Annotated in this window: 26 protein-coding genes and 1 riboswitch; of the genes, 17 read left to right on the plus strand and 9 right to left on the minus strand. The window is 64.5% G+C overall.

The features are described from left to right. Positions 1–70: 70 nt before the first annotated feature. A complete protein-coding gene (locus ACIQTZ_RS20780; RefSeq protein ID WP_402983578.1) occupies positions 71–1,537 on the plus strand; it encodes a sugar porter family MFS transporter in 1,467 nt (488 codons plus the stop codon). Positions 1,538–1,594: 57 nt separating this feature from the next. Here the strand turns inward: ACIQTZ_RS20780 and ACIQTZ_RS20785 are convergent, their stop codons facing one another. The 3 genes from ACIQTZ_RS20785 to ACIQTZ_RS20795 all read right to left on the minus strand — a co-directional run bounded on the left by ACIQTZ_RS20785 (position 1,595) and on the right by ACIQTZ_RS20795 (position 3,902). Continuing rightward, on the minus strand, positions 1,595–2,818 hold the full coding sequence (locus ACIQTZ_RS20785) for an MFS transporter (RefSeq protein WP_402947935.1): 1,224 nt from the start codon (positions 2,816–2,818) through the stop codon (positions 1,595–1,597). A gap of 20 nt (positions 2,819–2,838) precedes the next feature. After that, positions 2,839–3,282, minus strand: coding sequence for a MarR family winged helix-turn-helix transcriptional regulator (locus ACIQTZ_RS20790; RefSeq protein WP_402983581.1), 444 nt, complete (start codon positions 3,280–3,282; stop codon positions 2,839–2,841). A gap of 116 nt (positions 3,283–3,398) precedes the next feature. Further along, positions 3,399–3,902, minus strand: a complete 504-nt coding sequence (locus tag ACIQTZ_RS20795) for a GNAT family N-acetyltransferase (RefSeq protein ID WP_402983584.1) — start codon at positions 3,900–3,902, stop codon at positions 3,399–3,401. Between the two features lie 105 nt (positions 3,903–4,007). Here ACIQTZ_RS20795 and ACIQTZ_RS20800 point away from each other — a divergent pair, with 105 nt between their 5' ends. The 5 genes from ACIQTZ_RS20800 (at position 4,008) to cycA (ending at position 7,898) form a co-directional block, all read left to right on the plus strand. Further along, a complete protein-coding gene (locus ACIQTZ_RS20800; RefSeq protein WP_400333410.1) occupies positions 4,008–4,337 on the plus strand; it encodes a PadR family transcriptional regulator in 330 nt (109 codons plus the stop codon). 1 nt (position 4,338) lies between these two features. Beyond that, a complete protein-coding gene (locus ACIQTZ_RS20805) occupies positions 4,339–4,704 on the plus strand; it encodes a DUF1048 domain-containing protein (RefSeq protein WP_400333408.1) in 366 nt (121 codons plus the stop codon). Continuing rightward, entirely contained in the window at positions 4,701–5,507 is an 807-nt protein-coding gene (locus tag ACIQTZ_RS20810) for an ABC transporter ATP-binding protein (protein ID WP_402983587.1), read from the plus strand. Before ACIQTZ_RS20805 ends, ACIQTZ_RS20810 begins: the two co-directional genes overlap by 4 nt. Next, positions 5,504–6,265 carry an ABC transporter permease gene (locus ACIQTZ_RS20815; RefSeq protein ID WP_402947946.1) on the plus strand — a complete coding sequence of 254 codons (762 nt, stop codon included), beginning with the start codon at positions 5,504–5,506 and terminating at the stop codon, positions 6,263–6,265. Before ACIQTZ_RS20810 ends, ACIQTZ_RS20815 begins: the two co-directional genes overlap by 4 nt. Before the next feature lie 172 nt (positions 6,266–6,437). Next, the gene (cycA, locus tag ACIQTZ_RS20820; protein ID WP_402983590.1) at positions 6,438–7,898 is read left to right on the plus strand and encodes a D-serine/D-alanine/glycine transporter; all 1,461 of its coding nucleotides are present in this window, start codon (positions 6,438–6,440) and stop codon (positions 7,896–7,898) included. 145 nt (positions 7,899–8,043) lie between these two features. Here the strand turns inward: cycA and ACIQTZ_RS20825 are convergent, their stop codons facing one another. The 3 genes from ACIQTZ_RS20825 to ACIQTZ_RS20835 form a co-directional block, all read right to left on the minus strand. Continuing rightward, positions 8,044–9,192, minus strand: coding sequence for a mannitol-1-phosphate 5-dehydrogenase (locus ACIQTZ_RS20825; RefSeq protein WP_402983593.1), 1,149 nt, complete (start codon positions 9,190–9,192; stop codon positions 8,044–8,046). Continuing rightward, positions 9,192–11,210, minus strand: a complete 2,019-nt coding sequence (locus tag ACIQTZ_RS20830; RefSeq protein ID WP_402983596.1) for a PTS mannitol transporter subunit IICBA — start codon at positions 11,208–11,210, stop codon at positions 9,192–9,194. Before ACIQTZ_RS20830 ends, ACIQTZ_RS20825 begins: the two co-directional genes overlap by 1 nt. Before the next feature lie 66 nt (positions 11,211–11,276). Beyond that, on the minus strand, positions 11,277–11,999 hold the full coding sequence (locus ACIQTZ_RS20835) for a TetR/AcrR family transcriptional regulator (protein ID WP_397324597.1): 723 nt from the start codon (positions 11,997–11,999) through the stop codon (positions 11,277–11,279). Positions 12,000–12,129: 130 nt separating this feature from the next. Between ACIQTZ_RS20835 and ptsP the strand changes: the two genes are divergently transcribed. The 7 genes from ptsP (at position 12,130) to ACIQTZ_RS20870 (ending at position 17,864) form a co-directional block, all read left to right on the plus strand. Beyond that, the gene (ptsP, locus tag ACIQTZ_RS20840) at positions 12,130–13,830 is read left to right on the plus strand and encodes a phosphoenolpyruvate--protein phosphotransferase (RefSeq protein ID WP_402983599.1); all 1,701 of its coding nucleotides are present in this window, start codon (positions 12,130–12,132) and stop codon (positions 13,828–13,830) included. A 31-nt stretch (positions 13,831–13,861) separates the two neighbouring features. After that, positions 13,862–14,140 carry an HPr family phosphocarrier protein gene (locus ACIQTZ_RS20845; protein ID WP_400333388.1) on the plus strand — a complete coding sequence of 93 codons (279 nt, stop codon included), beginning with the start codon at positions 13,862–13,864 and terminating at the stop codon, positions 14,138–14,140. Positions 14,141–14,260: 120 nt separating this feature from the next. Continuing rightward, a complete protein-coding gene (locus ACIQTZ_RS20850; protein WP_402983603.1) occupies positions 14,261–15,094 on the plus strand; it encodes an NADPH-dependent oxidoreductase in 834 nt (277 codons plus the stop codon). 24 nt (positions 15,095–15,118) lie between these two features. Beyond that, the gene (locus tag ACIQTZ_RS20855; RefSeq protein ID WP_400333383.1) at positions 15,119–15,538 is read left to right on the plus strand and encodes a helix-turn-helix domain-containing protein; all 420 of its coding nucleotides are present in this window, start codon (positions 15,119–15,121) and stop codon (positions 15,536–15,538) included. Positions 15,539–15,630: 92 nt separating this feature from the next. Then, the gene (locus ACIQTZ_RS20860; RefSeq protein ID WP_387435469.1) at positions 15,631–15,882 is read left to right on the plus strand and encodes a hypothetical protein; all 252 of its coding nucleotides are present in this window, start codon (positions 15,631–15,633) and stop codon (positions 15,880–15,882) included. A gap of 67 nt (positions 15,883–15,949) precedes the next feature. Beyond that, on the plus strand, positions 15,950–16,594 hold the full coding sequence (locus tag ACIQTZ_RS20865) for a maleylpyruvate isomerase family mycothiol-dependent enzyme (protein WP_402983606.1): 645 nt from the start codon (positions 15,950–15,952) through the stop codon (positions 16,592–16,594). A gap of 1,027 nt (positions 16,595–17,621) precedes the next feature. After that, positions 17,622–17,864, plus strand: a complete 243-nt coding sequence (locus ACIQTZ_RS20870) for a DUF6480 family protein (protein ID WP_402983608.1) — start codon at positions 17,622–17,624, stop codon at positions 17,862–17,864. A 78-nt stretch (positions 17,865–17,942) separates the two neighbouring features. Here the strand turns inward: ACIQTZ_RS20870 and ACIQTZ_RS20875 are convergent, their stop codons facing one another. Then, positions 17,943–19,004 carry an ATP-dependent DNA ligase gene (locus tag ACIQTZ_RS20875; protein ID WP_402983612.1) on the minus strand — a complete coding sequence of 354 codons (1,062 nt, stop codon included), beginning with the start codon at positions 19,002–19,004 and terminating at the stop codon, positions 17,943–17,945. 46 nt (positions 19,005–19,050) lie between these two features. Here ACIQTZ_RS20875 and ACIQTZ_RS20880 point away from each other — a divergent pair, with 46 nt between their 5' ends. The 3 genes from ACIQTZ_RS20880 (at position 19,051) to ACIQTZ_RS20890 (ending at position 21,185) form a co-directional block, all read left to right on the plus strand. Then, the gene (locus ACIQTZ_RS20880; RefSeq protein ID WP_402983615.1) at positions 19,051–19,284 is read left to right on the plus strand and encodes a hypothetical protein; all 234 of its coding nucleotides are present in this window, start codon (positions 19,051–19,053) and stop codon (positions 19,282–19,284) included. Between the two features lie 129 nt (positions 19,285–19,413). Beyond that, a riboswitch (cyclic di-AMP (ydaO/yuaA leader) is annotated at positions 19,414–19,563 on the plus strand. Between the two features lie 3 nt (positions 19,564–19,566). Next, the gene (locus tag ACIQTZ_RS20885; protein WP_402983617.1) at positions 19,567–21,060 is read left to right on the plus strand and encodes a hypothetical protein; all 1,494 of its coding nucleotides are present in this window, start codon (positions 19,567–19,569) and stop codon (positions 21,058–21,060) included. After that, a complete protein-coding gene (locus ACIQTZ_RS20890; protein WP_402983620.1) occupies positions 21,057–21,185 on the plus strand; it encodes a hypothetical protein in 129 nt (42 codons plus the stop codon). Before ACIQTZ_RS20885 ends, ACIQTZ_RS20890 begins: the two co-directional genes overlap by 4 nt. 69 nt (positions 21,186–21,254) lie before the next feature. Here ACIQTZ_RS20890 and ACIQTZ_RS20895 read toward each other — a convergent pair whose 3' ends face one another. Then, positions 21,255–22,175: an AEC family transporter gene (locus ACIQTZ_RS20895; RefSeq protein ID WP_402983623.1), complete on the minus strand. Its 921-nt coding sequence runs from the start codon at positions 22,173–22,175 to the stop codon at positions 21,255–21,257. 103 nt (positions 22,176–22,278) lie between these two features. Continuing rightward, positions 22,279–23,493, minus strand: coding sequence for a PucR family transcriptional regulator (locus ACIQTZ_RS20900; protein ID WP_402983626.1), 1,215 nt, complete (start codon positions 23,491–23,493; stop codon positions 22,279–22,281). Positions 23,494–23,703: 210 nt separating this feature from the next. Between ACIQTZ_RS20900 and ald the strand changes: the two genes are divergently transcribed. Next, positions 23,704–24,822: an alanine dehydrogenase gene (ald, locus tag ACIQTZ_RS20905; RefSeq protein ID WP_397324579.1), complete on the plus strand. Its 1,119-nt coding sequence runs from the start codon at positions 23,704–23,706 to the stop codon at positions 24,820–24,822. The last annotated feature ends 156 nt before the right edge of the window (positions 24,823–24,978 follow it).

The following is a 24,978-nucleotide window of genomic DNA, read 5'->3' on the forward strand; positions in this document are numbered from 1 at the left end:
CGGCGACCCGTCGGGCCGGCCGACGACGTCCCGCACTGTGAAACCCATTCCACTGCCGCAAGGGAGAACCATGTCGAGCTCAAGCACCGAAGGCGTGCCCCCAGTCTCCCGAAAAGTGGTGGGACTGGCTGTTGCGGGAGCGGTAGGTGGCTTCCTCTTCGGCTTCGACTCCTCCGTGGTCAACGGCGCCGTGGATGCCATGAAGGATGAATTCCTGCTGAGCGAGGCCGTCACCGGCTTCGCCGTGGCCATCGCCTTGCTCGGTTGTGCGCTGGGCGCCTACCTCGCAGGCAAGGTCGCTGACCGCTACGGCCGTATTCCTGCCATGAAGATTGGTGCACTTCTCTTCCTGGTGAGTTCCATTGGCACCGGCTTGGCCTTCGGAGTGTGGGACCTGATCTTCTGGCGCCTGGTGGGCGGCCTGGGCATCGGCCTCGCGTCCGTGATTGCCCCGGCCTACATCTCGGAGATCTCGCCCCGCCATGTCCGTGGCCGGCTGGCATCCCTGCAGCAGCTCGCGATCACCACCGGCATCTTCGCCGCACTCTTGTCCGACGCCCTGCTGGCCAACTCGGCAGGCAGCGCCGGAAACACCTTCTGGTTCGGGATTGAGGCGTGGCGTTGGATGTTCATCGCTTGCGCCGTTCCGGCCGCGGTGTACGGATTGATTGCCTTCAGGTTGCCGGAGTCCCCGCGCTTCCTGGTGCTCAACGGCAAAGATGAGCAAGCCATGACCGTCTTCAAGGCCATCATGCCGAACGACGACATCGACCGGCACATCCGCGAGATCAAGGAATCTATCCACGAGGACGAACTCTCCAGCAAGAAAGGCTCCCTGCGCGGCAAGGCGTTTGGCTTGCAGCCCGTGGTGTGGATCGGCATCATCCTGTCCGTGCTGCAGCAGTTCGTGGGCATCAACGTGATCTTCTACTACTCCACCACGCTGTGGAAGGCCGTGGGATTCCAGGAGAAGGACTCCCTCACCATCTCCGTTGCGACGTCGGTGACCAACATCCTGGTGACGCTCGTTGCGATTGCGCTGGTTGACCGCGTAGGCCGCCGCCCGATCCTGCTCACCGGCTCCATCGCCATGGCCGTCTCGCTGGGTGTCATGGCCGTGGCGTTCTCCTCCGCAACCGGGACAGGCTCGGAGATCACTTTGCCCGGTGGCTGGGGACCTGCGGCGCTGGTTGCGGCCAACGTCTTCGTGATCAGCTTCGGCGCCTCATGGGGTCCGTTGGTCTGGGTGCTGCTGGGCGAGATTTTCCCGTCCCGGATCCGCGCCCGGGCGCTGGGACTTGCCGCGGCTGCGCAGTGGATCGCAAACTTCGCCATCACGCTCAGCTTTCCCGTCATGGCGGCAGGTTCGCTGCCGCTGACGTATGCCATGTACGCGGCGTTCGCTGCGGCGTCGTTCTTCTTTGTCATGTTCAAGGTGCCCGAGACCAACGGCATGTCCCTGGAGCAGGCCGAGACTTTGTTCGTCCCGAAGGGTGCGCAGGTTTCGCCGCTGCCCACCGGCGAGGAACCCAAGTAAGTCGCAGCAGAGCGCGTTTTGACGGCTCAAAACGCGCTCTACTGCGACTCAGTTGGGCTACACCAAGTGCGGTTCGTGCGACTTCAGGTAGCTGCGCCCGCCGAAGGCCACCAGGATCGCAATGACCATGGCCACGGCACCGGCGAAGAACGGAACCTGCGGGCCGAAGTGCTCGCCAAGCTGGGCCGCGGCGAACGGCGCCAGCGCGCCACCCATCCAGCGGACAAAGTTGTAGCCAGCCGACGCCACGGGGCGCGGTGAATCCGAGACGCCCATGGCCAGTTCGGTGTAGATCGTGTTGTTGATGCCCAGCAGGGCACCCGCCACGATGACAAGCACGACGACGGCAGGCACCGAGTGCCCCGCGGCCAGTCCGAGCCCGATCAGGTCGAGCATGAGGACGAACAGCGTGCCGGTCAGGACCCTGACGGCGCCGAATCGCTTCTGCAGCACCGGCGCGACGAACACCGAGAACACAGCGACAGCCACGCCCCAGCCGAAGAACACTCCGCCGATTCCATAGGCGTCCATGCCCAGGATGAAGGGCGTGAAGGCCAGGATGGTGAAGAAGCCGTAGTTGTAGAAGAGTGCGCTGGCAGCCGTGGTGCTGAGGCCTTTGTGCCCGAGTGCCAAAAGCGGATCCCTCAGCCGGGATTTCTTCGCCGGGGCTGGAGTCTTGGGGAGCAGCGCAAGCAGGGCAATGAAGGCCGCAGCCATGAGAACGGCAGTTCCGAAGAACGGAGCGCGCCACTGCCAGCCACCCAGGAGTGCGCCGAGCAACGGGCCCAGGGAGATACCGAGGCCAAGGGCGGCTTCATAGAGAATGATCGCCGTCCCGGTGCCACCGCTGGCCACACCGACAATAACGGCCAACGCTGTAGCGACGAACAGGGCGTTACCCAGTCCCCAACCGGCGCGGAACCCCACCAACTGCTCAACACTGCCGGAGAGCCCGGACAACGACGCAAACACTACGATCACGGCGAGCCCGATCAGCAGGGTCTTCTTGCCACCGATGCGCGAGGACACGAATCCGCTGATCAACATCGCGATGGCCGTCACCAGGAAGTAGCTGGTGAAGAGCAACGAGACCTCGCTGGTGGAAGCCTGCAGGTTCTTGGCGATGGCGGGCAGGATGGGGTCCACCAGGCCGATGCCCATGAACGCGAACACGGCGGCGAGGGCGGTGGCCCACACGGCTTTGGGCTGCTTGAGGAAGGAAACCTTCTCGGCTTCCAGGGTGTTTTCGGCGCTTGTTGCGTCAGCCAGTTGGCGTGACATGCGGTTGTGCTCCTATCGGACTAATTCTGGAATGAGTTGTTGAGCTTGGTGATCACGGGGAGTGCCGCGGTGAGCTGTTCGATTTCGTCGGAGGTGAGCTCTTGCAACAGTTCGGCGACCATGGCGTTCCGCCGGTGGTTGGCGGATTCGACGGCGGCAAGCCCGGCTTTTGTGGTGACCACCTGAACGGCACGTGAGTCGTGCGGGTCCGGTTGGCGGTTGACGAGGCCGCCGCGCTCAAGCTTGATGATCTGCTCCGTGGCGCTCGGAACCTTGATCCCCAGGTTCTTGGCGATGTCCCCGACGCGGAGACCGCCGTCGGAAATCATCGACAGCAAACTGAGCTGGGCTGCCGTAAGTTCGCCCTCGGGATCCAGGCGGCGGAACATGTACACGCCCAAACGCAGGGCTTCGCGGAAGTCCCGCGCGAGATCGAGAAGCCGGGGATCAAATGCCTTCGTCATGCTTAGGTAGCCTAATAGTTAGGGTACCTAATAGTCAAGTCTCACCGCACCCATCTGGATCGCATTAGTGCGCGTTTTCAGCGGTCAAAACGCGCACAACTGCGACTCAGTTGGGTTCAGAGGGTGAGCTTCATGCCCTCATGGCTTGAGACAAACCCGAGCCGTTCGTAGAAGCGGTGCGCGGCCGTGCGGGATTTATCAGTGGTGAGCTGGACCAGGGTGCAGCCACGCTCGCGCGCTTGGTCGATGGCCCACTGGATCATCAGCGCGCCAACCCCTTGCCCGCGCAGTTCGCCGGAAACCCTTACGGCCTCGATCTGCGAGCGCCAGGAACCTTTGCGGGACAGGCCGGGGAGATAGCTGAGTTGGAAGGTGGCCACTACCTCGCCGGACAACTCCCCCACCACAAGAAGGTGGGCCGGATCGGCGTCGATCGCGTCAAAGGCGGCCTCATATGGCGCCAGATCGTCGGCATTCTCGCGACCGGCACCCAACTGGTCGTCCGCAAGGAGGCGCAGGATGGCGGGCAGGTCACCTTTGGCTGCGCGGCGAAGCGTGAAGGTTCCGGAGTCGACGGCGGCAGTCATCAAAGCGGGCACGGCGGCAGGGTTGGTGGTCATTTCCCCAGCATGCCATTTAAGTTTCAACTCAGTATTGCTAAGTACCGGTACTCAGTTCTACTATGTAGTGGTAGTCAGTAATACCGAGTAGTGAGGAGGTGTCCGATGGGCAAGCAAATGACGGAGATGCTCAAGGGGACACTGGAGGGCATTGTCCTGGCCCTCCTGACCGGGAAACCGGCGTACGGATACGAAATCACCACGCTCCTCCGGGCGCAGGGATTCACCGAGATCGCTGAAGGCACGGTCTACGCCCTGCTGGTCAGGATCGAGCAGAAAGGCCTGGTGGACGTGGAGAAACGCCCGTCCGAAAAGGGCCCGCCGCGCAAGGTCTACACGCTCAACGCCAAGGGCGAAAACGAACTGGACGATTTTTGGAACACCTGGAGCTTCTTGTCCGAACGGCTCGAAGAACTCCGCAAGGAAGGAAACTGACATGGCAGCAAAATGGATCGAACTGGTCACCGGATCACTCGAACAGAAGAAGCAGTTCAAGCAGGCCAGGGCCCGGCTGGAAGCCCTTCCGGAGCCATATGTCACCGTAGCCACAGCCTTTAACCGGTACCTCATGTACTACGGCGGCGTGACCGAAGGCGACACCATGGTGCAGATGTTCGTCGACCTCGCTGACCTCTGGGAACGCGCCGCGATCGACGGTACCCCGGTGAGCGACATCGTGGGAGAAGACCCCATCGAATTCGCAGAAGCGTTCGCCCAGGCCTACGGCGGGAAGCGCTGGATCGACAAGGAACGCGACCGCCTCATCAAAGCCGTTGACAAGGCAAAGGAGAAGGAGTCATGACTACCGCAGTCCAGGCAGCACCGGCCATCCGCGTGCAGGGAATCGAGAAATCCTACAAGGACCTGCATGTGCTGCAGGGAGTGGACTTCGAGGTGGCCCCGGGCAGCATCTTCGCCCTGTTGGGATCCAACGGCGCCGGCAAGACCACCATGGTCAAGATCCTGTCAACGCTCCTCACAGCGGATGCCGGGGCTGCCGCCGTCGAAGGTTTCGACGTTGCGGCCGAACCGCTCAAGGTGCGAGAGTCCATCAGCCTCACCGGACAGTTCGCCGCCGTGGACGAGATCCTCTCCGGAAAGGAGAACCTGGTGCTCGTGGCCAGGCTGCGGCACCTCAAGGACCCCGGGCAAGTGGCCGATGGGCTGCTGGAGCAGTTCAACCTCACGGAAGCCGGCAGCCGAAAAGTGGCCACGTACTCCGGCGGCATGCGTCGCCGGCTGGACATCGCAATGAGCCTGATTGGCAGCCCCAGGGTGATCTTCCTGGACGAACCCACCACGGGCCTCGACCCGGAGGCACGCCTTGACGTGTGGCAGATCGTCAAGAACCTCGCCAGGCAAGGAACCACGGTCCTGCTGACCACTCAGTACTTGGACGAGGCCGAGCACCTTGCGGACCGGATCGCCATCCTTCACCAAGGGCGCATCATTGCCAACGGAACCCTCGCGGAGCTGAAGCAGCTCCTGCCACCGGCCACGGTGGAGTACGTCGAGAAGCAGCCCACGCTGGAAGAGATCTTCCTGGCACTGGTGGGAACCAGCGGCGTCGCGGAAAGCCACGAAACAGCAAAGGAACGGTCATGAGCACGCACTTCCTCGCAGATACCTCCGTCCTGACCGGTCGCTCCATGCGCCACATCTTCCGGAGCGTGGACACCATCATCACCACCGCCATCACACCGATCGCCCTGATGCTGCTGTTCGTCTACGTCTTCGGTGGCGCGATCAGGACCGGCACGGAAAACTACGTCAACTACCTCCTGCCGGGCATCATGTTGATCGCCATCGCCTCGGGGATCGCCTACACCGCCGTCCGGCTGTTTTCGGACATGCAGGGCGGCATCTTCGAGCGGCTCCAGTCCATGCCGATCGCGCGGTCCTCCGTCCTGTGGGCCCACGTGCTGACGTCGCTCGTGGCCAACGGGTTGTCCTTGGTGATCATCGTGGGCGTTGCCCTGCTCATGGGCTTCCGGACCTCGGCGAGTGTGCTGGATTGGCTGGCCGTGGCCGGAATACTGGCACTCTTCACCCTGGCGTTGACCTGGATCGCCATAATCGCCGGGCTGACGGCCAAGTCCTTTGATGGCGCTGGCGGGTTCTCCTACCCGCTGATCTTCCTGCCGTTCATCAGCTCGGCGTTCGTTCCCACGGACACCATGCCGGGCCCGGTGCGCTGGTTCGCCGAGAACCAACCGGTCACGTCAATCGTCAACACCATCCAGAACATCTTCGCGCTGCGACCCGTGGGAACGGACATCTGGGTAGCCCTCGCCTGGTGCCTGGGGATCCTGGTATTGGCCTACGCGTTCGCGGCAAGGGTGTACCGGCGGAAGATCTCCTGATCTCCGGAAGTGAAACAAAGGAACCAACGGCTTAGCTCCCCTGTCCACAGCGGGAGCTTTCGCCATGCAGACCGATTCGCCATTTGTCAGACATAAGTTATAGCTTTACAGAACCAAATTTGTAACGGCCGTCACCATTTTGACGGTTCTGCCGAAGGGTTCTTGAACACTCATGTCCGACCAGACAACAACCGGGCAGCGCGCTGCCTCCAGCAGGGACGCCGAGCCCCATCTGTCACGCTCGCTCAGCAACCGCCATATCCAACTCCTGGCCATCGGCGGCGCGATCGGCACCGGGCTGTTCATGGGCTCCGGCAAGACCATCTCGGTGGCCGGTCCCTCGGTGATCTTCGTTTACATGATCATCGGCTTCATGCTCTTTTTCGTCATGCGGGCCATGGGGCAACTCCTGCTGTCCAACCTGAACTACAAGTCCTTCAGCGACTTCGCCGGCGACCTCTTGGGACCGTGGGCCGGCTTCTTCACCGGCTGGACCTATTGGTTCTGCTGGGTGGTCACCGGTGTTGCCGACGTGATCGCCATCGCCGGCTACGCGAACGAGCTCTGGCCGGGCATCTCCCTGTGGATCCCCGGACTCGCCACGATTGTCATCCTGCTGCTGCTGAACCTGCCCACCGTGAAAGCGTTCGGCGAGACCGAGTTCTGGTTCGCCCTCATCAAGATCGTGGCCATCGTTGCACTGATCGTGGTTGGCCTGGTCCTGATCTTCACCGGTTTCCAGTCCCCCGCCGGCACGGCCAGCTTCACCAACCTCTGGAGCCACGGCGGGTTCTTCCCCAAGGAATTCATGGGCTTCGTTGCCGGCTTCCAGATTGCCGTCTTCGCGTTCGTGGGCATTGAACTGGTGGGCACGGCCGCAGCCGAGACAAAGAACCCCGAGCACAACCTTCCCCGCGCCATCAACGCCATCCCGCTGCGCGTCATGCTCTTCTACGTCGGCGCCCTCATCATCCTCATGTCCGTTACCCCCTGGACAGAGTTCAAGGCCGGGCACAGCCCGTTCATCGCCATGTTCTCCCTTGCAGGCCTTGGCATGGCTGCCACGGTGGTGAACCTGGTGGTTCTCACCTCCGCCATGTCCTCGGCCAACTCCGGCATCTACTCCACGTCCCGCATGGTCTTCGGCCTCGCGAACGACGGCGACGCCCCCAAGGTCTTCGGCAGGCTCTCCAGCCGCAAGGTACCCCAGAACGCCTTGTTCCTCTCTTGCGTCCTGCTGCTCTCCGGCGTCGCGCTTCTCTACTTGGGCAAGGACGTGGGGGCAGCCTTCGACATGGTGACCACTGTGTCCGCCGTCTGCTTCATGTTCGTCTGGTCGATCATCCTGGCCAGCTACCTCGTGTACCGCAAGCGCCGCCCCGAGCAGCATGCGGCCTCGCCGTTCAAGATGCCTGGCGGCGTGGTGATGGTCTGGGTGGTCTTCGCCTTCTTCGCTTTCCTGGTCTGGGCGCTGACCACGCAGCCTGACACGCTGACTGCCCTGCTGGTGACCCCCGCGTGGTTCGCGATCCTCGGTATTGCCTACGCCGTGGTCCGCCGCTCACCCCTCCACCAGGCCCGCGTGGCCGAGTGGAAGGCGATGGCGCAGCGCGAAACCGCGGCAGCGCGCTAAGTCCAGCACGCAGAAGAGCCCGACGTCGGGACTCAACTTGAGTGGCGACGTCGGGCTTTCTTGCGCTTCGGTGAGAGAGCATCCCCCAGAACGGGACGTTCGGTGAGAGAGCGTCCAGGAAAAACGGGCGGAAGGTGAGAGAGCGTTAGAGCTCTGCCTTGCGGTCCTCCACCAGTTTCTGGACTGCCGGGAACAGCGGGTGCGACGGCGTCAGTTCCGTGACCCGTTCGACGACGGCGGCCGCGTCCAGTTCCGCAAGGAGGTTGGCGAGCTCCACGGCCTCGTCATCGGACCCGTCGTCGAAACGGAGGGCCGCGGACATGGCCTCAAGCAGTGCCGAAGGAGTCACGCCCCGCTCGGCGAGCTCCGCAGCGGGACCGATGAAGCGCTCGTGCCGGCCCAGTTTCCGCAAAGGAGCACGGCCAACGCGAACCACCGTGTCCGGCAGGTGCGGGTTGGTGAAGCGGGACAGGATCTTCTGCACGTACGCTTCCTGCTCGGCCTCGACGAAGCCGTGCTTCGCCACCAGCAGTTCCTTGGTTTCTTCCAGGACAGCCCGGACCTTCGCGGCGACGGACGGATCAGCCATGGCATCGGAGATCTTTTCCAGCCCAGCTTGGTAGCCGAAGTAGGCCGCCGATGCGTGGCCCGTGTTCACCGTGAACAGCTTGCGCTCGATGTACGGTCCCAGCTCATCAACGAACGTCGCGCCCGGGATGACGGGCGGGTTGGCGCCGAAGGGCGTCCGGTCGATGACCCATTCGTAGAAGGTCTCCACCGTGACGTCCAGTCCCTGGCCCGGATCCTGGTTGGGAACGATCCTGTCCACGGCAGTGTTGGCGAAAACGGCCACGGAGTCCAAGTCCCCCGCGGAATCGTCCCAGGCCGCCCGGACCTCCACGTGCAGGAGGTCCGTGGCGTTGATGGCGTTCTCGCACGCCATCACCTGGAGGGGAGGCAGGTCCGCGGGCCGTGCGGCCAGCCCGCGGGCGATCACGGGGGCCACGAACTTCAGGATGTGCGGCCCCACCGCCGTGGTGACCACATCCGCCGTCGAGATTTCCTCCACGACGGCTGCTTCCTCGGTGCTCGAGTTCAGCGCACGGAAGCCGTCCACGGTCTTCACCGCGGCGTTCTCGCCAACCTCGTGCACCTGGTAGCTGTCCGCCGAGGCCAGCTGGCTGATCAGGGCGTCTGCGACATCCGCGAACACCACCTCATAGCCGGCCTCGTGCAGCAGCAGCCCCACAAATCCTCGTCCAATATTGCCCGCCCCAAAATGGACTGCCTTCACTATGCGTTGACCTTTCCGAACAGCTCCAGGACTTCCTCAACCGTGGTGGCCTCCTCCAACTGGGCAACCTGGGCCTTGTTGGTGAAGATCTTCGCGATGGAGGACAGGATGTGGAGGTGCTCATTGTTGATGCCGGCAACACCGACCACGAACTTCACTTGCTTGCCGCCCCAGTCGATGCCTTCCGGGTAACGGACGATCGAAACGGCCGAGTGCTTGATGTGGTCCTTGGCGTCGTTGGTACCGTGCGGGATGGCCAGGAAGCTGCCCATGTACGTGGACACGGATTCCTCGCGTTCGTGCATGGCGTGGACATAGCTGACGTCCACGGCGCCACGGTCCAGCAGGAGCTGGCCGGCCTCGTCGATCGCGGAATCGCGGTCACGGGCAGTGCCGTTCAGGGTGACGCTCTCGGCCAAGAGCACGCCCTTGCCTCCGACGGCGGCACCCGGCTCAGCGGCATGCGCACCGTGGCTGGGGGCTGCTTCCGCTTCGGCAGCGCTGCTTGGGTGTGCGGCTGCGGGTCCGTCGGTGTTGCTGGTCTTCACGAGCTCCACGATTTCGTCGTACTTGGGGCTGTTCATGAAGTTGTCCACGGAGTAGTGCACTGCGCTGGAGGTCTTCGGCTGGGCACGTTCGGTGAGGTCCTGGTGCGTGACCACAACGTCGTAGGTATCGCTCAGGTTGGCGATGGCCGAGTTGGTGACCTTGACGTCCGGGAAGCCCGCTGCCTTGATCTTGTTGCGCAATACCGAGGCTCCCATGGCGCTGGAACCCATGCCGGCGTCGCAGGCGAACACGATGCTCTGGACGGGACGGGTGAGCACGGCCACGTCGCTGCGGCCGCCGCCTTCGCCTACCAAGGCGGAGGAAACGGAGCTCTTCTTGCCCTTCATGGCTTCCATGCGGGACGTTGCGGCGGAGAGGTCATCCTCGCCCTTGTTCTTGGAGGTACGCAGGATCAGCGAGGCGATCAGGAACGAGACCGTGGTGGCCAGGACCACCGCCAGGATCACGCCGAAGTAGCTGTCCCGGGCGGTCTGGGCAATGACGGCGATGATGGAACCCGGGGCAGCTGGAGCCACAAGGCCTGAGTTGGTCAGGGCCAGGGTTGCAATGCCGGTCATGCCACCACCGATGGCTGCGAGGATCAGGATCGGCTTCATCAGGACGTACGGGAAGTAGATCTCGTGGATACCGCCGAGGAAGTGGATGATGGCGGCACCCGGAGCCGAAGCCCGGGCGGCACCGCGGCCAAAGAACATGTAGGCCAGCAGGATGCCCAAGCCAGGGCCGGGGTTGGCTTCGAGCAGGAACAGGATGGACTTGCCCTGCTCCAGGGACTGCTGGACACCGAGCGGTGTCAGCACGCCGTGGTTGATGGCGTTGTTGAGGAACAAGACCTTGGCGGGCTCGATGAAAATGCTGGTCAGGGGCAGGAGGCCGTTGTCCACCAGGAACTGGACCACGTTGCCGGCGCCCTTGCTGAATCCGGAGACCAGCGGCGAAATGCCGTAGAACCCGAGAAGGGCCAGGGCCGCTCCCCAGATACCGGCGGAGAAGTTGTTGACCAGCATCTCGAAGCCCGGGCGGATCTTGCCGTCCCACAGGCGGTCGAGTTGCTTGATGGTCCAGCCACCCAGCGGCCCCATGATCATGGCGCCGATGAACATCGGAATACCGGCACCGACGATCACACCCATGGTTCCGATGGCACCCACCACGCCGCCACGGACGTCGTAGACCATCTTGCCGCCGGTGTAGGCAATCAGCAGCGGCAGCAGGTACGTGATCATCGGGCCAACCAGGCCCACATTGGCAACACCCTCGGCGTTGGTGCCGAAGCCTCCGAGCTGGGGCACGGGGATGTAGCCCTTCTCAATGAAGAGGGCCGTGATGAGGCCCCAGGCGATGAATGCCCCGATGTTGGGCATGATCATGCCGGACAGGAAGGTTCCGAACTTTTGGACGCCAACGCGCAGGCTGGTGCGGGGCTTCGCAACGGTCTCTGTTGCCATGTGAATTCCTAACGTGTGTCCCGCGGCGGCGCGGGGTCAGTCGATATAGATCGAGAGAGGACAGCTTTAGGAGCTGCTGGAAATGCGGTGAAGCCACTCAAGGAAGAGCTTCAGTTCAGAGCTGGACAGTTGATCTGAATGCGAGGCCTGCAGTGCCGCGTTCAGGGCGATTGCCGCAACAACCACGGAGGACTTACCGGAGTCCTCCGCTGCGGCGCCACGGGCTGTGTCCGTGGAGACGGCGAAAATCATGGAATCCCGGGTCATGGTTGAGAGCTCCAGGTTCCGGTCTTCCACCGGTTCGGCGATAAGCATGAGCGTGACGCCCACGTTGGCCGCGAGGATACTGCGTGCCGCCTCGCGGGGCGGCACATTGATCTGACCTGAGATGGCGGCCTTGTTCAGCATTTCCTCGAGGAGTGCTTCAGCATCGGCCACGATGGCTGGGCGGCTCTCCGGACGGATATTGCCGAACATCACCAGGTACAGATGGGGCTGGGTGAGGCCGAACTGGACGTGGTTGTCCCACATCCGCCGCACGTCCTCCAAGGGTTCCCCGGACGGTGCAAAATCGCGCTCCCCTGCCACGTACTCTTCAAAGCCGGCCGAAACGACAGCGTCGAACAGGCCTTCCTTGTCGCCAAAGTGGTGGTAGAGCGTGGGCGCCGTAACCCCCGCAAGCTTGGTGATCTGGCGCGTTGAGACCGCTGACCCCTCCGAATTCGCCAGCAATTCGGCAGCTGCGCGAAGCAACCGAATTTTCGGCGGAAGCTGGTCATCGAAACTCATAACCGCTACCCTAGCACCTATAGCGTTGCTATATGAAGTGGCTCACAACAGAATTTTGTAGGCTATTTCCACAGGCCCAAGGTGCCGTTGCCGGTGGGTCCGATCCAACAAGCAGGGAACAGAGGATTCAGTGCAGAATTTCCAAGGAGTAGGGGTAAGCCCTGGACGCATCATCGGTTCCGTCCGTCAGATGCCCAAGCCGGTGAGCGAACCGCCGTCGGGCGAGCGGCTCGCCGCGGACACCAGTCCGGAAGACGCCGTCGCGGGTCTGAAGGCCGCCGCACAGTCCGTCCACGACGAACTGAAGGGCCGCGCGGACATCGCCACCGGCGACGGCAAGGCAGTCCTCGAAGCCACGGCCCTCATGGCCAAGGACACCATGCTGCTGAAGTCGGCCACCAAGCTGATCAACGGTGGCTCGTCCCCTGAGCGCGCCATCTGGGAAGCCGGTGCGTCCGTTTCGGAAATGCTGCACAACCTGGGCGGCTATATGGCCGAGCGCGCCACCGACGTCCTGGACGTCCGCGCCCGCATCGTCGCCGAGCTCCGCGGCGTCCCCGCCCCCGGCATCCCCTCTTCCGACACTCCCTTCATCCTGGTGGCCGAGGACCTCGCCCCCGCCGATACCGCCACCCTGGACCCCGCCAAAGTGCTGGCCCTGGTCACCTCCGGCGGCGGCCCCCAGTCGCACACCGCGATCATCGCCCGCTCACTGGGCTTGCCGGCTGTGGTTGCCGCGCACGGCGTTGACTCCGTGGCCGATGGCTCCGAAGTCTTCGTGGACGGCGCCGCCGGCTTCGTGGCAGTTGAACCATCCGAAGAGCAGCGCGCTGCCGCGACAGCATGGGCCGAAACATCCGCAACACTCGCCTCCTTCGACGGAAACGGCACGACGGCGGACGGTCACCCGGTGCCGCTCCTCGCCAACGTCGGAGGTGCCAAGGATGCGGTGGCCGCTGCCGGCCTCGGCGCGCAAGGTGTGGGCCTGTTCCGCACCGAATTCTGCTTCCTGGAACGCGATACCGAACCTTCCGTGGACGAGCAGGCCGCAGCCTACAAGGCCGTATTCGATGCCTTCCCCGGCAAGAAGGTGGTCCTGCGCACCCTCGACGCCGGAGCCGACAAGCCCCTGCCCTTCCTCACGGATGCCACCGAGCCCAACCCTGCATTGGGCGTCCGCGGCTACCGTACGGACTTCACCACGCCCGGCGTGCTGGAACGCCAGCTCGAAGCGATCGCCCGCGCTGCTTCCGAATCCGAAGCCGACGTGTGGGTCATGGCACCCATGATCTCCACGGCCGCCGAAGCAGGACGCTTCGCTTCCCTCTGCGCCGCAGCCGGTTTGCAGACCCCCGGCGTCATGGTGGAGGTTCCTTCCGCAGCACTGACTGCCGCCACGGTACTCCGGGAAGTCGGCTTCGCCTCGCTGGGCACCAACGACCTCACCCAGTACGCCATGGCCGCCGACCGGCAGCTCGGACCCCTTGCCGAGCTGAACACACCCTGGCAGCCGGCCGTCCTGCGGCTCGTGCAACTGACTGTGGAAGGCTCCGCCCTTGAGGCGTCCGGCCGGGAGGGCACCGGCAAACCCGTGGGTGTCTGTGGCGAGGCAGCCGCTGACCCGGCCCTCGCCGTCGTGCTTGCCGGGTTGGGTGTCACCACACTGTCCATGACCGCGCGGTCCCTGGCCGCCGTCGGAACCGTACTCAAGACGGTCACGCTGGAACAGGCGCAGGAACTCGCGCGCCTGGCTCTCTCCGCACCCAGCGCAACCGAGGCCCGCGATTGGGTCCGCGCCAAGCTCCCCGTGCTCGAAGAGCTCGGCCTGTAAGTTCCGCAAATCCAACCGCAAGGAGAAACCCATGCCCGAACGCACTGCCACCATTGCCAGCAAGTCCGGACTGCACGCCCGCCCTGCGGCGCTCTTCGCCGAGGCCGCCGGTGAACAGTCGGTGGATGTCACCATCGCCATGCAGGGCGAGCCGGCGGATGAAGCGCTCGACGCCGCCAGCATCCTCTCGCTCATGACGCTCGGAGCCGCGAAGGGGGACGTTGTTGTGCTGCGGGCCGAGGGCGAAGGAGCGGATGAGGCGCTGGACGCCCTGGTGAAACTGCTGGAGACGGATTTGGACGCGGAGTAGGTTTCGCCGAACCGCCCGTTGGCGCCATACAGGTTCACGCGGGTTCTTCCTTCGTCATCGAGGAAGGTTCTGCCTGCTGTGCTGGTTTGCCCTGGTAAACCCACAGCATTGGAGAACCGCATGACCTCACTGGCGCACGCCCCCGCCGATCCTACCGACTTGGTCGCAGCCCGCTACGGAGGGAACCTTCCCGGACTGCTCGGGCCCGTAAACCAAACGCTTGAGCTCCTTTACAACCACCGTTCAGTCAGGCAATTCGAACCCACGCCGCTGGACGAGGCGACCCTCACGTCTCTCATCGCTGCCGGGCAATCAGCTGCTACCTCGTCCAACCTGCAGACGTGGAGCGTCGTCGAAGTCAGCGATCCGGGGCACAAGGATGCCGTAGCAGCGTTGGCCGGAGACCAGGACTTCATCCGAGAGGCGCCGGTCTTCCTGGTCTTCGTGGCTGACTGGTCGCGGAACCGGCTCATCGCTGAACACCGGGGCGAACCCACCGAAGGCGTGGAGTTCATCGACAGCACCTTGGTCTCCGTGGTCGATGCCGCGCTTGCTGCCCAGAACACGGTTATTGCTGCCGAATCATTGGGGCTCGGGACCGTTTACGTCGGCGCTGTGCGGAACCACGTTGAAGAACTGTCTGAGCTGCTCGAACTGCCTGACGGCGCGTTCCCGGTAGTGGGACTGGCGATCGGCCGGCCGCGTCCTGATGCTGCGGGCAGCATCAAGCCCCGGCTTCCGCAAAGCGTGGTTCGGCACCGTGAGCGCTACGCAGTTCCCGGCACCGAGGCGTTGGCGGAGTACGATGCCACGCTCCAAGCCTATTACCAGGCCGAGGGCGAGCCCCGGGGGTGGATCGACGCCGTAGTGCAGCGGGTACGAAGCCGGCTGAGCCTTCACGGCCGCGACCGGATCCGAGGTGTGCTCGAGCGCCGCGGGCTGCCGTCGCGATAGGCCTACCCGCGTTAGGCTTCTGCCATGGCATTGATAGCTCCCCGCGTCACGGCCGGCCTGCCCGCCGACGACGCCCGGAACCTGGCACGATCACTCCAGGACAGCAACGACATCACGGTGTTCGTCGACGGCACCGTCCACCGCCTGCCGGACCAGGCGAGGGACGCCGTCGTAGACCTTCTGGCCCGGCTGGGCCGCGGCGAAGCGGTGACCGTCAGCAGCGTGGAAGAAATGCTGACCACGTCGCAGGCCGCCGAACTCGCGGGCATTTCGCACACCTATCTCCGCAACATGACCGACCGCGGCGAAATTCCTGTGGAATACCGGGGAACCCACCGCCGGATCCGGCAGGCGTCGATCATCGCGTGGCTGGAGTCCCAGAAGCGGAAACAAGAAGAATCCGCGGCTGGAGACGGCACGGGGGCCGACGCCGACGCCAGTTGAAATGCGTCCGGCAGATGTCGGAGTGATAAGGATCAAGCAACGATCCAAGCCAACGGGCCAGCACCCGCAAACACCGGGGTTACGCTTGTTTGGTGGGCAATTTCAAAGGGTGGCATATCGTGGCCGGGATGGCCGCAATGGCACTTGCCGCACCCTTGGGATCCGCTATGGGATTGAACTTCGTGGCCACCTTCATGTTCGCCTGCGTCGTATTCGTGGCGGTGGCCATGTGGACCGAATCACGGATTGCCCGACGCCGGGAGGCAGCGAACGCCGGCAGCGCACCTGACGCTTCGCGCCCCGCGGGAGACCCCGCCGAATCGGACGACGCCACGCGCGACTGACCCTCGGCGGCCAAGGCAAGGCGTCCAAACCGGGGAAAAAGCCGGCGCTTACTGTTTGAATAGCCATATGGCTTCGAGGTCCCGCTCCGTGGTTTGGCCGGTGGTACATGAGGAACGACGCGCCCTCATCAGGGATCTGGAGCCATTGCACGGTTCGCTCTGGAACGCTGAATCCCTATGTCCCGGCTGGAGCGTCCATGATGTGCTGGCCCACTTGATCGACTCCGCCAAGACCACTCGCCTGGGATTTGCCCGCCGGATGATGGCCGCACGCTTCGACTTCGACCAGGACAATGCCGTAGGAGTAGAGCGGGAACGGGCGTCCGATCCACGCCATACCCTGAAGTCCTTTCATGCCGTTGCCGCCAGGACTTCCGGACCTCCAGCCTCCTTGGCCACCCGGTTGGTGGAAGCGTTCGTGCATGGCGAGGACATCCGCCGCCCGCTGGCGATCAGCCACAGTTATCCTGCCGAGCACGTGGCCACAGCGTTGCACTACCAACTGAAGACCACCACCAAGATGGGAGGCGGCAAGGAGCTCGGAGCAGGATGGCGCCTCGTTGCCACGGATACCCGCTACGCGCGCGGCGAAGGTCCGGAAGTGCAGGGTCCGGCCATCTCACTGCTCCTCGCCGTCTCCGGGCGCGCCATTGCGGGCAATGAACTGACAGGCCCGGGCGCGGACGTTTTCCTGGAGCGGGCGCGAAGGTAAGGCGCTGCGACCTAGCCTGGACGGGCGGCAAGGATTCCAGGAACTCGAGTGGTTGATTCGAGCCATCCGGCGAGGTTCCGGTCCAACATTCGAGCCAGCTTCAGGCAAGCCTCGTGGGCCTGCTGCACGGTGAGCCGATGCTGCTGACCGGGGAGCGGAAAGCCAGCCACAAATGGCTCATGGTGGGCGGCCCTGTTTCGTGCGGCATGGACGATCGTGACGACTCCCAATGTCCAGGTCCTTGTGAATTTCACGCCGTCGGCCGAAGCCACGGATCTTCCACCTCGAAATGCCCTGTTGAGGCAGCTATTCCAAAGAAGCTCATGCGAAGCCCGAAATCGCTGTGGTTCCCGCCCCACATATCCCCCTGGTTCCAAGAGTCCCTTCCAGAACCCGAACATCAAGCCTGCTATGAGGTGGCCGGAAGTGCGCCGCCCCTGCGGCAATTTCGACCAGGCCTCGGCCAACTTGTTCCGGCTCGGGCCATCCAGCCCAATATCTGCCGTGTACCAGAAGCCCCCGTAGGCAAGCTCCAGTTGCTTGGCCATAGCGTTCCTCACGGCCACTTCCACGATTGCGATGTCGGCCAAAAGGGCTGCCGAAACGTCACGATCCCAAATATAGAGCTGTCTCGCCAGCGAGTGATCGTAAGAGGCAGCGGCCATGTACGTTGCCATGCGGACTGGGGTGATGGCCTCGTCGAGGGCGCGGCTGTGGGCGCCGTTGGACCAAGTTTGGGCATTGGTCAGTACTCGGCGCTCCTTGCTAGACTGCAGATGAAGTCCCCGGACCCGCCTCTCTGGACATGAGCCATGATGCGGCCGGGGTTTTTTGTACGCCCATTCCAGGTAAGCGGCCGAAACAGAACTCTGCAAAACCATCTTTTCCACAGGCCTCTCACTGAACGGGAAAGACTTTGAGCGCGAGGAACGGCGTGCCGCCGGGGCTGCCCTTGTTGGGCACCGGTCCCGAGGCTAGGCTGGCAGGGCAATGCAAATAATAAGGTTACTGAGGAAGAGGTTTGGCCATGACGAGCTATGACCCCGAAGACGACCCCCAAACGTTCGGCGTCTCCGGCGCCGCTGAACCGGACAGCATCCACGAGGATCCGGATATGCGGCAGGACGAAGACCAAGACCCCGCAGCATCGTCGAATCCGGATCCGGAAGACGGCAACATCACCGGACTGGAGCCGGGCGGCGGAGTACCTCCGGGAGAAACGCCTCCCGGCGAAGGCAGCATGAGCGGCGACCAAGGCCACCAGGAGTAACCGCTCCCACATCAGTCGCCAGGCATCTGTTCCGTTTGTTGGGAAACGGCGAGACAGCGGCTTGGCGGCGATGGGGCGCTATTTCAGCCGCAGGATCTCGCCCAGATCGTAGTCTGCGGGTTCTTCCAGCTGCGAGTAGGTGCAGCCGTCAGGAGTCCGGTCCGGCCGCCACCGACGGAATTGGGTGGTGTGCCTGAAACGGTCGCCCTCCATATAGTCGTACGCCACCTCGATCACGAGTTCGGGGCGAAGCGGAACAAAGGAGAAGTCCTTCCCGGCACTCCACCGGCTTTGGCCACCGGGCATCCTGGATCCCCCGGCGGACTCCTGGTTGGCCCATTCGCCCCACGGATGCTCGGCGAACTCCACCTGGTACGGCTCCAACTCCGCCACCAGGGCTTCCCGCTTGGCCATGGGGAACGACGCCACGACGCCCACATGGTGCAGGCGGCCCGAGTCGTCATAGAGCCCCAGCAACATGGACCCCACAACCTTCGCCGTCTTGTGCCAGCGGAATCCTGCCACCACGCAGTCTGCCGTCCGTTCATGCTTCGTCTTGAACATCACCCGCTTGTTCGGCTGGTAGGTGCCGTCGAGGGGTTTGGACAGCACGCCGTCGAGCCCTGCTCCCTCAAGTTGCACGAACCATTCCTTGGCACGATCAAGGTCGGTGACCGCGGGCGTGACGTACACGGGCGGTTCGGCGTCGGCGAGCGCCTCTTCCAGTGCGGCCCTGCGCTCGGCGAAGGGCTGTCCCGTCAGGTCGTCATCCCCCAGGGCGAGCAGGTCGAACGCTACCAACGAGGACGGCGTCTTCTCTGCGAGCATCCGGACGCGGCTGTCGGCGGGGTGGATGCGCTGCTGCAGGCCCTCGAAGTCCAGACGGTTGCCGGAAATGAGGATAATCTCACCGTCGATCACGCACTTCTCCGGAAGGTTCTTCTGGAGCGCGTCCACGAGTTCGGGGAAGTAGCGGGTCATGGGCTTCTCGTTGCGGCTGCCGAGGACGATCTCGTCCCCATCCTTGAAAACGATGGTCCGGAAGCCGTCCCACTTGGGTTCGTAGTGCCCCACATCGGGGATGGTGGGCACGGACTTGGCGAGCATGGGCGAAACGGGCGGCATCACAGGCAGGTCCATAGATCATGTCTACCGGCCAGTACATGCTCAAAGCTAGTGTTGATCCATGGATTTATTGGCCGTGTTGGCTGCCGTTCTCAGCGGACCCGCTCTCGTTGCGCTCCTTTGGATCTGGACGCGGCGCAGGGACACTAAGCGCCCGGTGAAACGCGCGGCCCTGGCAGGCGTCCTGGGCATCGTGGACGAGATCTACCGCCCCGAAACCCACCAGGCGCACCAGGTACAAAAGGTCCAGCATGAATTGCCGTCTCCGGCTCCAGCGCCGAAGGGTAGGCGATAAGGCCACCTCGAAACCTTGGACGTTCCGTCCGTTACATTAATGTGACTTTACTTCCCTGCTCCTGTACGGTCGAAGGGCGACCCTGATCTCCGCTGGGCCGCTTCCGGGCTGACGCCGAGCTCTGCCGCATCCCGGAATCCGCCAGATCCGCGGCAGAGACGGGGGACCCAGAGTTCCCGGGCCTGAATTCCGCAGGCCCTTGGGGTGAAGCCGCCACGTGCGGCCGGACGGCCTCGTCCGAACCCGACAGCTAACCTCGCAGGCGTTGAGAGGCAATCACCCATGTCCCCAACCATGGATCAGCCGCGCCGTGCCCAGGAGGCCATCGAGCGCACCAAGCCATCCGGACGCCGTCGGGCCCAACCCAGCGGACAGTCCCCCACCAGCGCTGAAAGCACGACGGCGGCACCCGCCGCTGTTGTCAATCCAACCGCGCCTGCGCCCACCGCGCCCATGACGCGCGCGGAGCGCCGCGCGGCCGAGCGCGAGGCAGCCGCCCAGGCTGTCATTGCGCCGGAAGCTTCGGTTTCGGACGATGCTGCGGCTCCTGCCTCAGTCCAGGAACCAAGCACGATCGCGGACGATGCTCCGCGGATCGCGTCGACCACGCCCGGGCCGCCGACGTCTGCGATCCCCGTGGTAAAGCCGGCCGAGCCTGCCTCCGACAAGGAAGCTGCTCCTGCGACGGCCGCCATTCCGACGGCGCAGGCTGCGCCCGCGACTGCCGCCATCCCCGTCGTGCAGCCCGCCGAGCCCACTTCTGAGACCGCTCCCGCGACTGCTGCCATCCCCGTGGTGAAGCCGGCCGAGCCCACCCCTGAGCCCGAACCCGCGACGGCCGCCATTCCGACCGTAGCCGCGCCGGTGCTCCGCAATTCCAATGCCCAGCCTGAGGCCAGCGCCCAGCCGAAGACGCCTGCACAGATTGCCGCCGCCGCAACCGCTGCCGCAGGCCTGGCAAGCCGGCAGGCTACCGCGGCCAAGGCAGCTGATGGTTCACAGCCACGCCGGGCAACCACTTTTCCCGGCACCGCCACGTCAGCCGGCGCGGCCTCGTCGGCCGGCGCGGGCAAGTCGGTTACGGCAAGCAAGTCGGCCTTCGGTTCATTCGGGGCATCGTCCTTCAACCGGGAACCGCATGCCGTCCTGACCAAGGCCGCTTCGGTGAAGACCATGGGCCAGCGCATGGCCGTCGTGGCTGGAGCACTTGGCTTGGTCCTGACGGTGGGTACGGTCAGCCAGGCCCTGGATCTTCCGCTCTTCGGCCAGGACAACCAATCCCAGGAAGCCAGCGGCTCCTCCACGGACGGCGACGGACGGGCAACGGGCACGGCGTCACCCGGCCCCACGCCGTCGTACACCACAGCTTCGTCCACGTCGGCCGCCAAGACCGAAGCCGGGCAGCCCTCAGCCGACCCCGCACCGCCGGCAGCAGAGGCACCCGCTGCCGCGCCGGCGTCGTCCGCGGCTGCTCCCCAGGTTTCGCTGGCAGCCCCGCAGTGGGTACCGTCCACGGCTCCATCGGCTGTTGTCCCGGTGCCCGGCGTAACCTCCCCGGTCCCGAGCCAGCCCGCTCCGCCGTCGGACACCATCACGGCACCGACGCCGACCCCCACCACGACTCCGACGGTCACTCCGACGCCGACGCCCACCCCCACCGAGACGTCGAAGCCGAGGCCGAGCAACAGCCCAAAAGCAAGCAGCGCCCCTGAAACGACTGCACCGACCGTGAGTGTGGACGGTTTGCTGGACCTTGCAAAGGAGGCGCTGAAATGAGCACGCGCATGCCTCGGACCACCACGCACATCGGCTGGCACGGCCGCTATTGCAGCAGCAGCCGGACGGCTGCCTTCCGTCGCCGGATGGGCCGCTGGAGCTGCCAGCGCTTGCGGCGCTCGTAGGACCCACAGCAAGACAATGAGGCAGCCACCCGCGCGGGTGGCTGCCTCATTCGCGTCTCCGCCGCCGGGTCACCCTAACAACCACGCGACCACCAGGAGCGCAGCGACGCAGAGCACGGTGGTGCACAGGATCACGTCCCGCGCCACAACCGTGCCGCGGCCGTAGGGCGAAGCAAAGAGAAACACGTTCTGCCCGGTAGGCAGGGCAGCCATGATGACGCTCGCCAGCAAGTGGTTGCCGTCCAAGCCGAACACAAACCGCGCCAGCACCCACGCCACCACGGGCATGCCTGCGACTTTGAGGAGCGTGGCCACCAAGGTCTCCACCCTCCCGTCCCCCTGCTGCAGCGGCGCTTTACCTGCCAAGGACATGCCGAACGCCAGCAACACCATGGGCACGGCAGCCCCCGCCAGCATGTCGACGGGCTTCTGGACCAGTTCCGGCGCGTGCCACCCGGTCAGTGCCATCACGACGCCAAGCCCGGAGGCAATGATCATGGGGTTGCCCAGCGGCTGGAGGACGACGCGCTTCCAGTGGATCTTTTCGCCACCCGCCAGTCCCAGGATGGTGACGTAGAACGGGGCCAGGACCAGGAGTTGCACCAGGAGGACGGGAGCAACGTGCTGCGCTGTTCCCACGGCATAAAGGGAAACCGGGATTCCGATGTTGTTGGCGTTGGCGTAACTGCTGGCCATGGCACCTACTGCCGTTTCCGCGACCGGCCGGCGAAAGAACAGGAAACTCAGCAGGCAATACAGAAGCCCCACGATTACGGCGGAGAGCAGCGCGAGCGGGGCATCGATACCCAGCGCGGCACGGATATCGCTGCCGGCCACCACCGTATACAGCAACGCCGGATTGGTGATGTAGAAGGCCGTCTTGGTCAAGGCGCCTTGGACCTCGGGAGGCAGCACCTTCAATCGCACTGCCACGTATCCCACGGCGATGACCGCAGAAATAATGAGGACTCCGGAAACGACGCCGCCCACACTGATCCTTCCGAGAGGTGAGAAACCGTTTTCTCAGCGTAGGCGCACGGGGTCCCGGCTGTCCATTTGGCTCCGCGGCGTGCGGTTCAGGTGCGCGGCGGGGTCAGATCCGCGGCCGCCCGGCCCAGCGGCGCGCTTTCAGCGCAGCATGCAGCTCCAGCCGGATGGCACCGCCCAGCGGATCCACGCCGATCAGTTGGCGGATCTTGCCAAGCCGGTTGTAGATGCTGCTGCGGTGCAGGTGGAGTTTGGCGGCGACGTCCTGGACTGAGCCGTCGTTGTCATACAAAAGCTCCAGGACGGGGAGCAGTTCGCCGTTGCGGTCATGGTCCTCGAGGGCGCGGAAGTGTACGGATCCCGTGTCATCCCAACCCCCAGGGGCCTGCAGCCGATCGAACAGCTGGTAGACCCCCACGGACCTACTGTCCACGAGCTCGCCGAGGGGGAGATCCACGGCCGCGGCCTGCGCAGCCACCTTCGATTGCCGGTACGCCCCGGCGAGCTGCCGGATCACCTGGATCGGCTCGCTGATGCCCAGGATCACGCGATCCACTTTCCGTCCCGCGCGTTTCGCCAGTTCCAGCTGGTAATGCACCAAGACCTGCGCGTGATCGGCCCGGCCACCGGATTCGCGGAACAGCACCACGGAATGCGTCTCGGTCCCTGCGCTGAACAAGGCCGCGTCGACGCCGATCGTCGACTGCAATGCGGCAGAGCGGTGCGTCAGCGTGGCGGCGAGGGGGTCGACGGCGGAACCGGCACCGTCCGCGTCCAGGATGGTCACCACCTGCCAGGGACCGCGGCCTTGGATTTCCTTCCACCCGGCAACGGCTGCCACGGCGTTGGATTCTCCGCCGCAGGCCGCCAGGAACTCCTGCTCCCTGCGCCTCCGGAACTCCGACTCGGCCGTGTTCGAGTCGAGCAGGAGCCCTGCCAGCAAGTCCAACTCGTCACGGACCCCGGGCAGCTCGGCGAGGATCGCCGTCGCGCTTTGCTCCTCAAGGTCCTGCTGGACCCATAAGTAGCCCACACGGAAACCCCGGACCAGCAAGGGGACGCACACCCGGCCCAGCATGCCTAGCTCGTCGTTCGCCGGCACCACAACAGGGCGCACCGCCGTCGCAATTCCGTGCGAGAGCTGCCACGCGCTGACGTCGCTTGGCACGCGCTTGCTGAGCAGGAAGTTCACGCGGACGCGGTCGGCGTGCGACTGGTTGGAACTGTAGGCGAGAAGGACGCCGTCGAGGTCTTCCAGGGAGAGTCCACGCCCCAGCTTCAACGCCACGCGTTCAACGATTTGCTCCACGTCTTGCTGCATCCGGAAAGCGTACCAACACCAGGCGACACTTGACGCTTGAGTGCTCGACAAATGTCGAGCCTGAAATCCAGAAAACCTTGAATTTCCGCGGTTCTGGCCAGGGTACTTCAGCAGCGCCCATGTCGCCTGCCTCACAGCCGGATCTATTCTGGAATCACAGCCCACAGCAACAAATCCGGCCTTAAGAGGCCGCTGACGATGGAGCCCCACATGATCATTGGCGTCCCCAAGGAAATCAAGAACAACGAGTTCCGCGTAGCCATCACGGCCGCCGGCGTGCACGAGTTCCGCACCCACGGGCACACCGTCCTGGTGGAGCGCGGAGCGGGCCTGGGTTCGGGCATCACCGACGAGGAATACTCGATCGCCGGAGCCGAGATCGTTGCCGACGCGGACGACGTGTGGGGCCGCGCGGACATGGTCATGAAGGTCAAGGAACCCATCAAGGCCGAATACCACCGCTTCCGCAAAGGCCTGATCCTCTTCACCTACCTCCACCTCGCCGCCGAGCCCGAGCTCACCGCCGAGCTCATCAACTCCGGCGTCACGGCCATCGCCTACGAGACCGTGCAGGAAGGCCGCACCCTGCCGCTGCTCGCGCCGATGTCCGAGGTCGCAGGCCGCCTGTCCGTCGTGGTGGGTGCGTCCTCCCTCATGGCCCCGGCCGGCGGCAAGGGAATCCTCCTGGGCGGCGTACCGGGCGTCCGCCCGGCCAAGGTTGTTGTCCTCGGCGCCGGCGTTGCGGGAACCAACGCCGCTGCCATGGCGCTGGGCCTCGGTGCTGATGTCACCATCATGGACATCAACATCAACCGGCTGCGCGAACTCGACGCCCTCTACCAGGGCCGCCTGAAGACCGTCGCCTCCAACGCCTACGAGATCGAGAAGTCAGTTGTCGACGCAGATCTCGTGATCGGTTCCGTCCTGATCCCGGGCGCCAAGGCTCCCAAGCTGGTCACCAACGAACTCGTGTCCCGGATGAAGCCGGGCTCGGTGCTGGTGGACATCGCCGTGGACCAGGGCGGCTGCTTCGAGGACACCCACCCCACCACCCACCAGGAACCGACGTACAAGGTCCACAACTCGATCTTCTACTGCGTTGCCAACATGCCCGGCGCCGTTCCGAACACCTCCACGTACGCACTGACCAACGTCACCCTGCGCTACGCCGTCGCCCTGGCCAACCTCGGAGTCAAGGCCGCTTTCGACCGCGACCCCGCACTGGCCGCCGGCCTCAACATCGCCGCAGGCCACGTGGCACACCACTCCGTCTCCGAGGCGCACAACCTGCCCCTCGTTGAGGACTGGCACAGCCTGGTCTCCGCTTAACGTCGGAGCCTCCTCAGGCGAACAACGACGGCGGGGTGGGGGGGGGGGGGGGGCCCCCCCCCCCCCCCCGGGGGGGGGGGGGGGGGGTCCCCAGGGTATACGGGAACCCCCCGTGGCCCTACCAAACCAGCGGGGGGGGTTGGGGGGCGGGGGCCG

This window comes from Paenarthrobacter sp. NPDC090520 (assembly GCF_044769205.1).
In the GTDB taxonomy this organism is placed as follows: domain Bacteria; phylum Actinomycetota; class Actinomycetes; order Actinomycetales; family Micrococcaceae; genus Arthrobacter.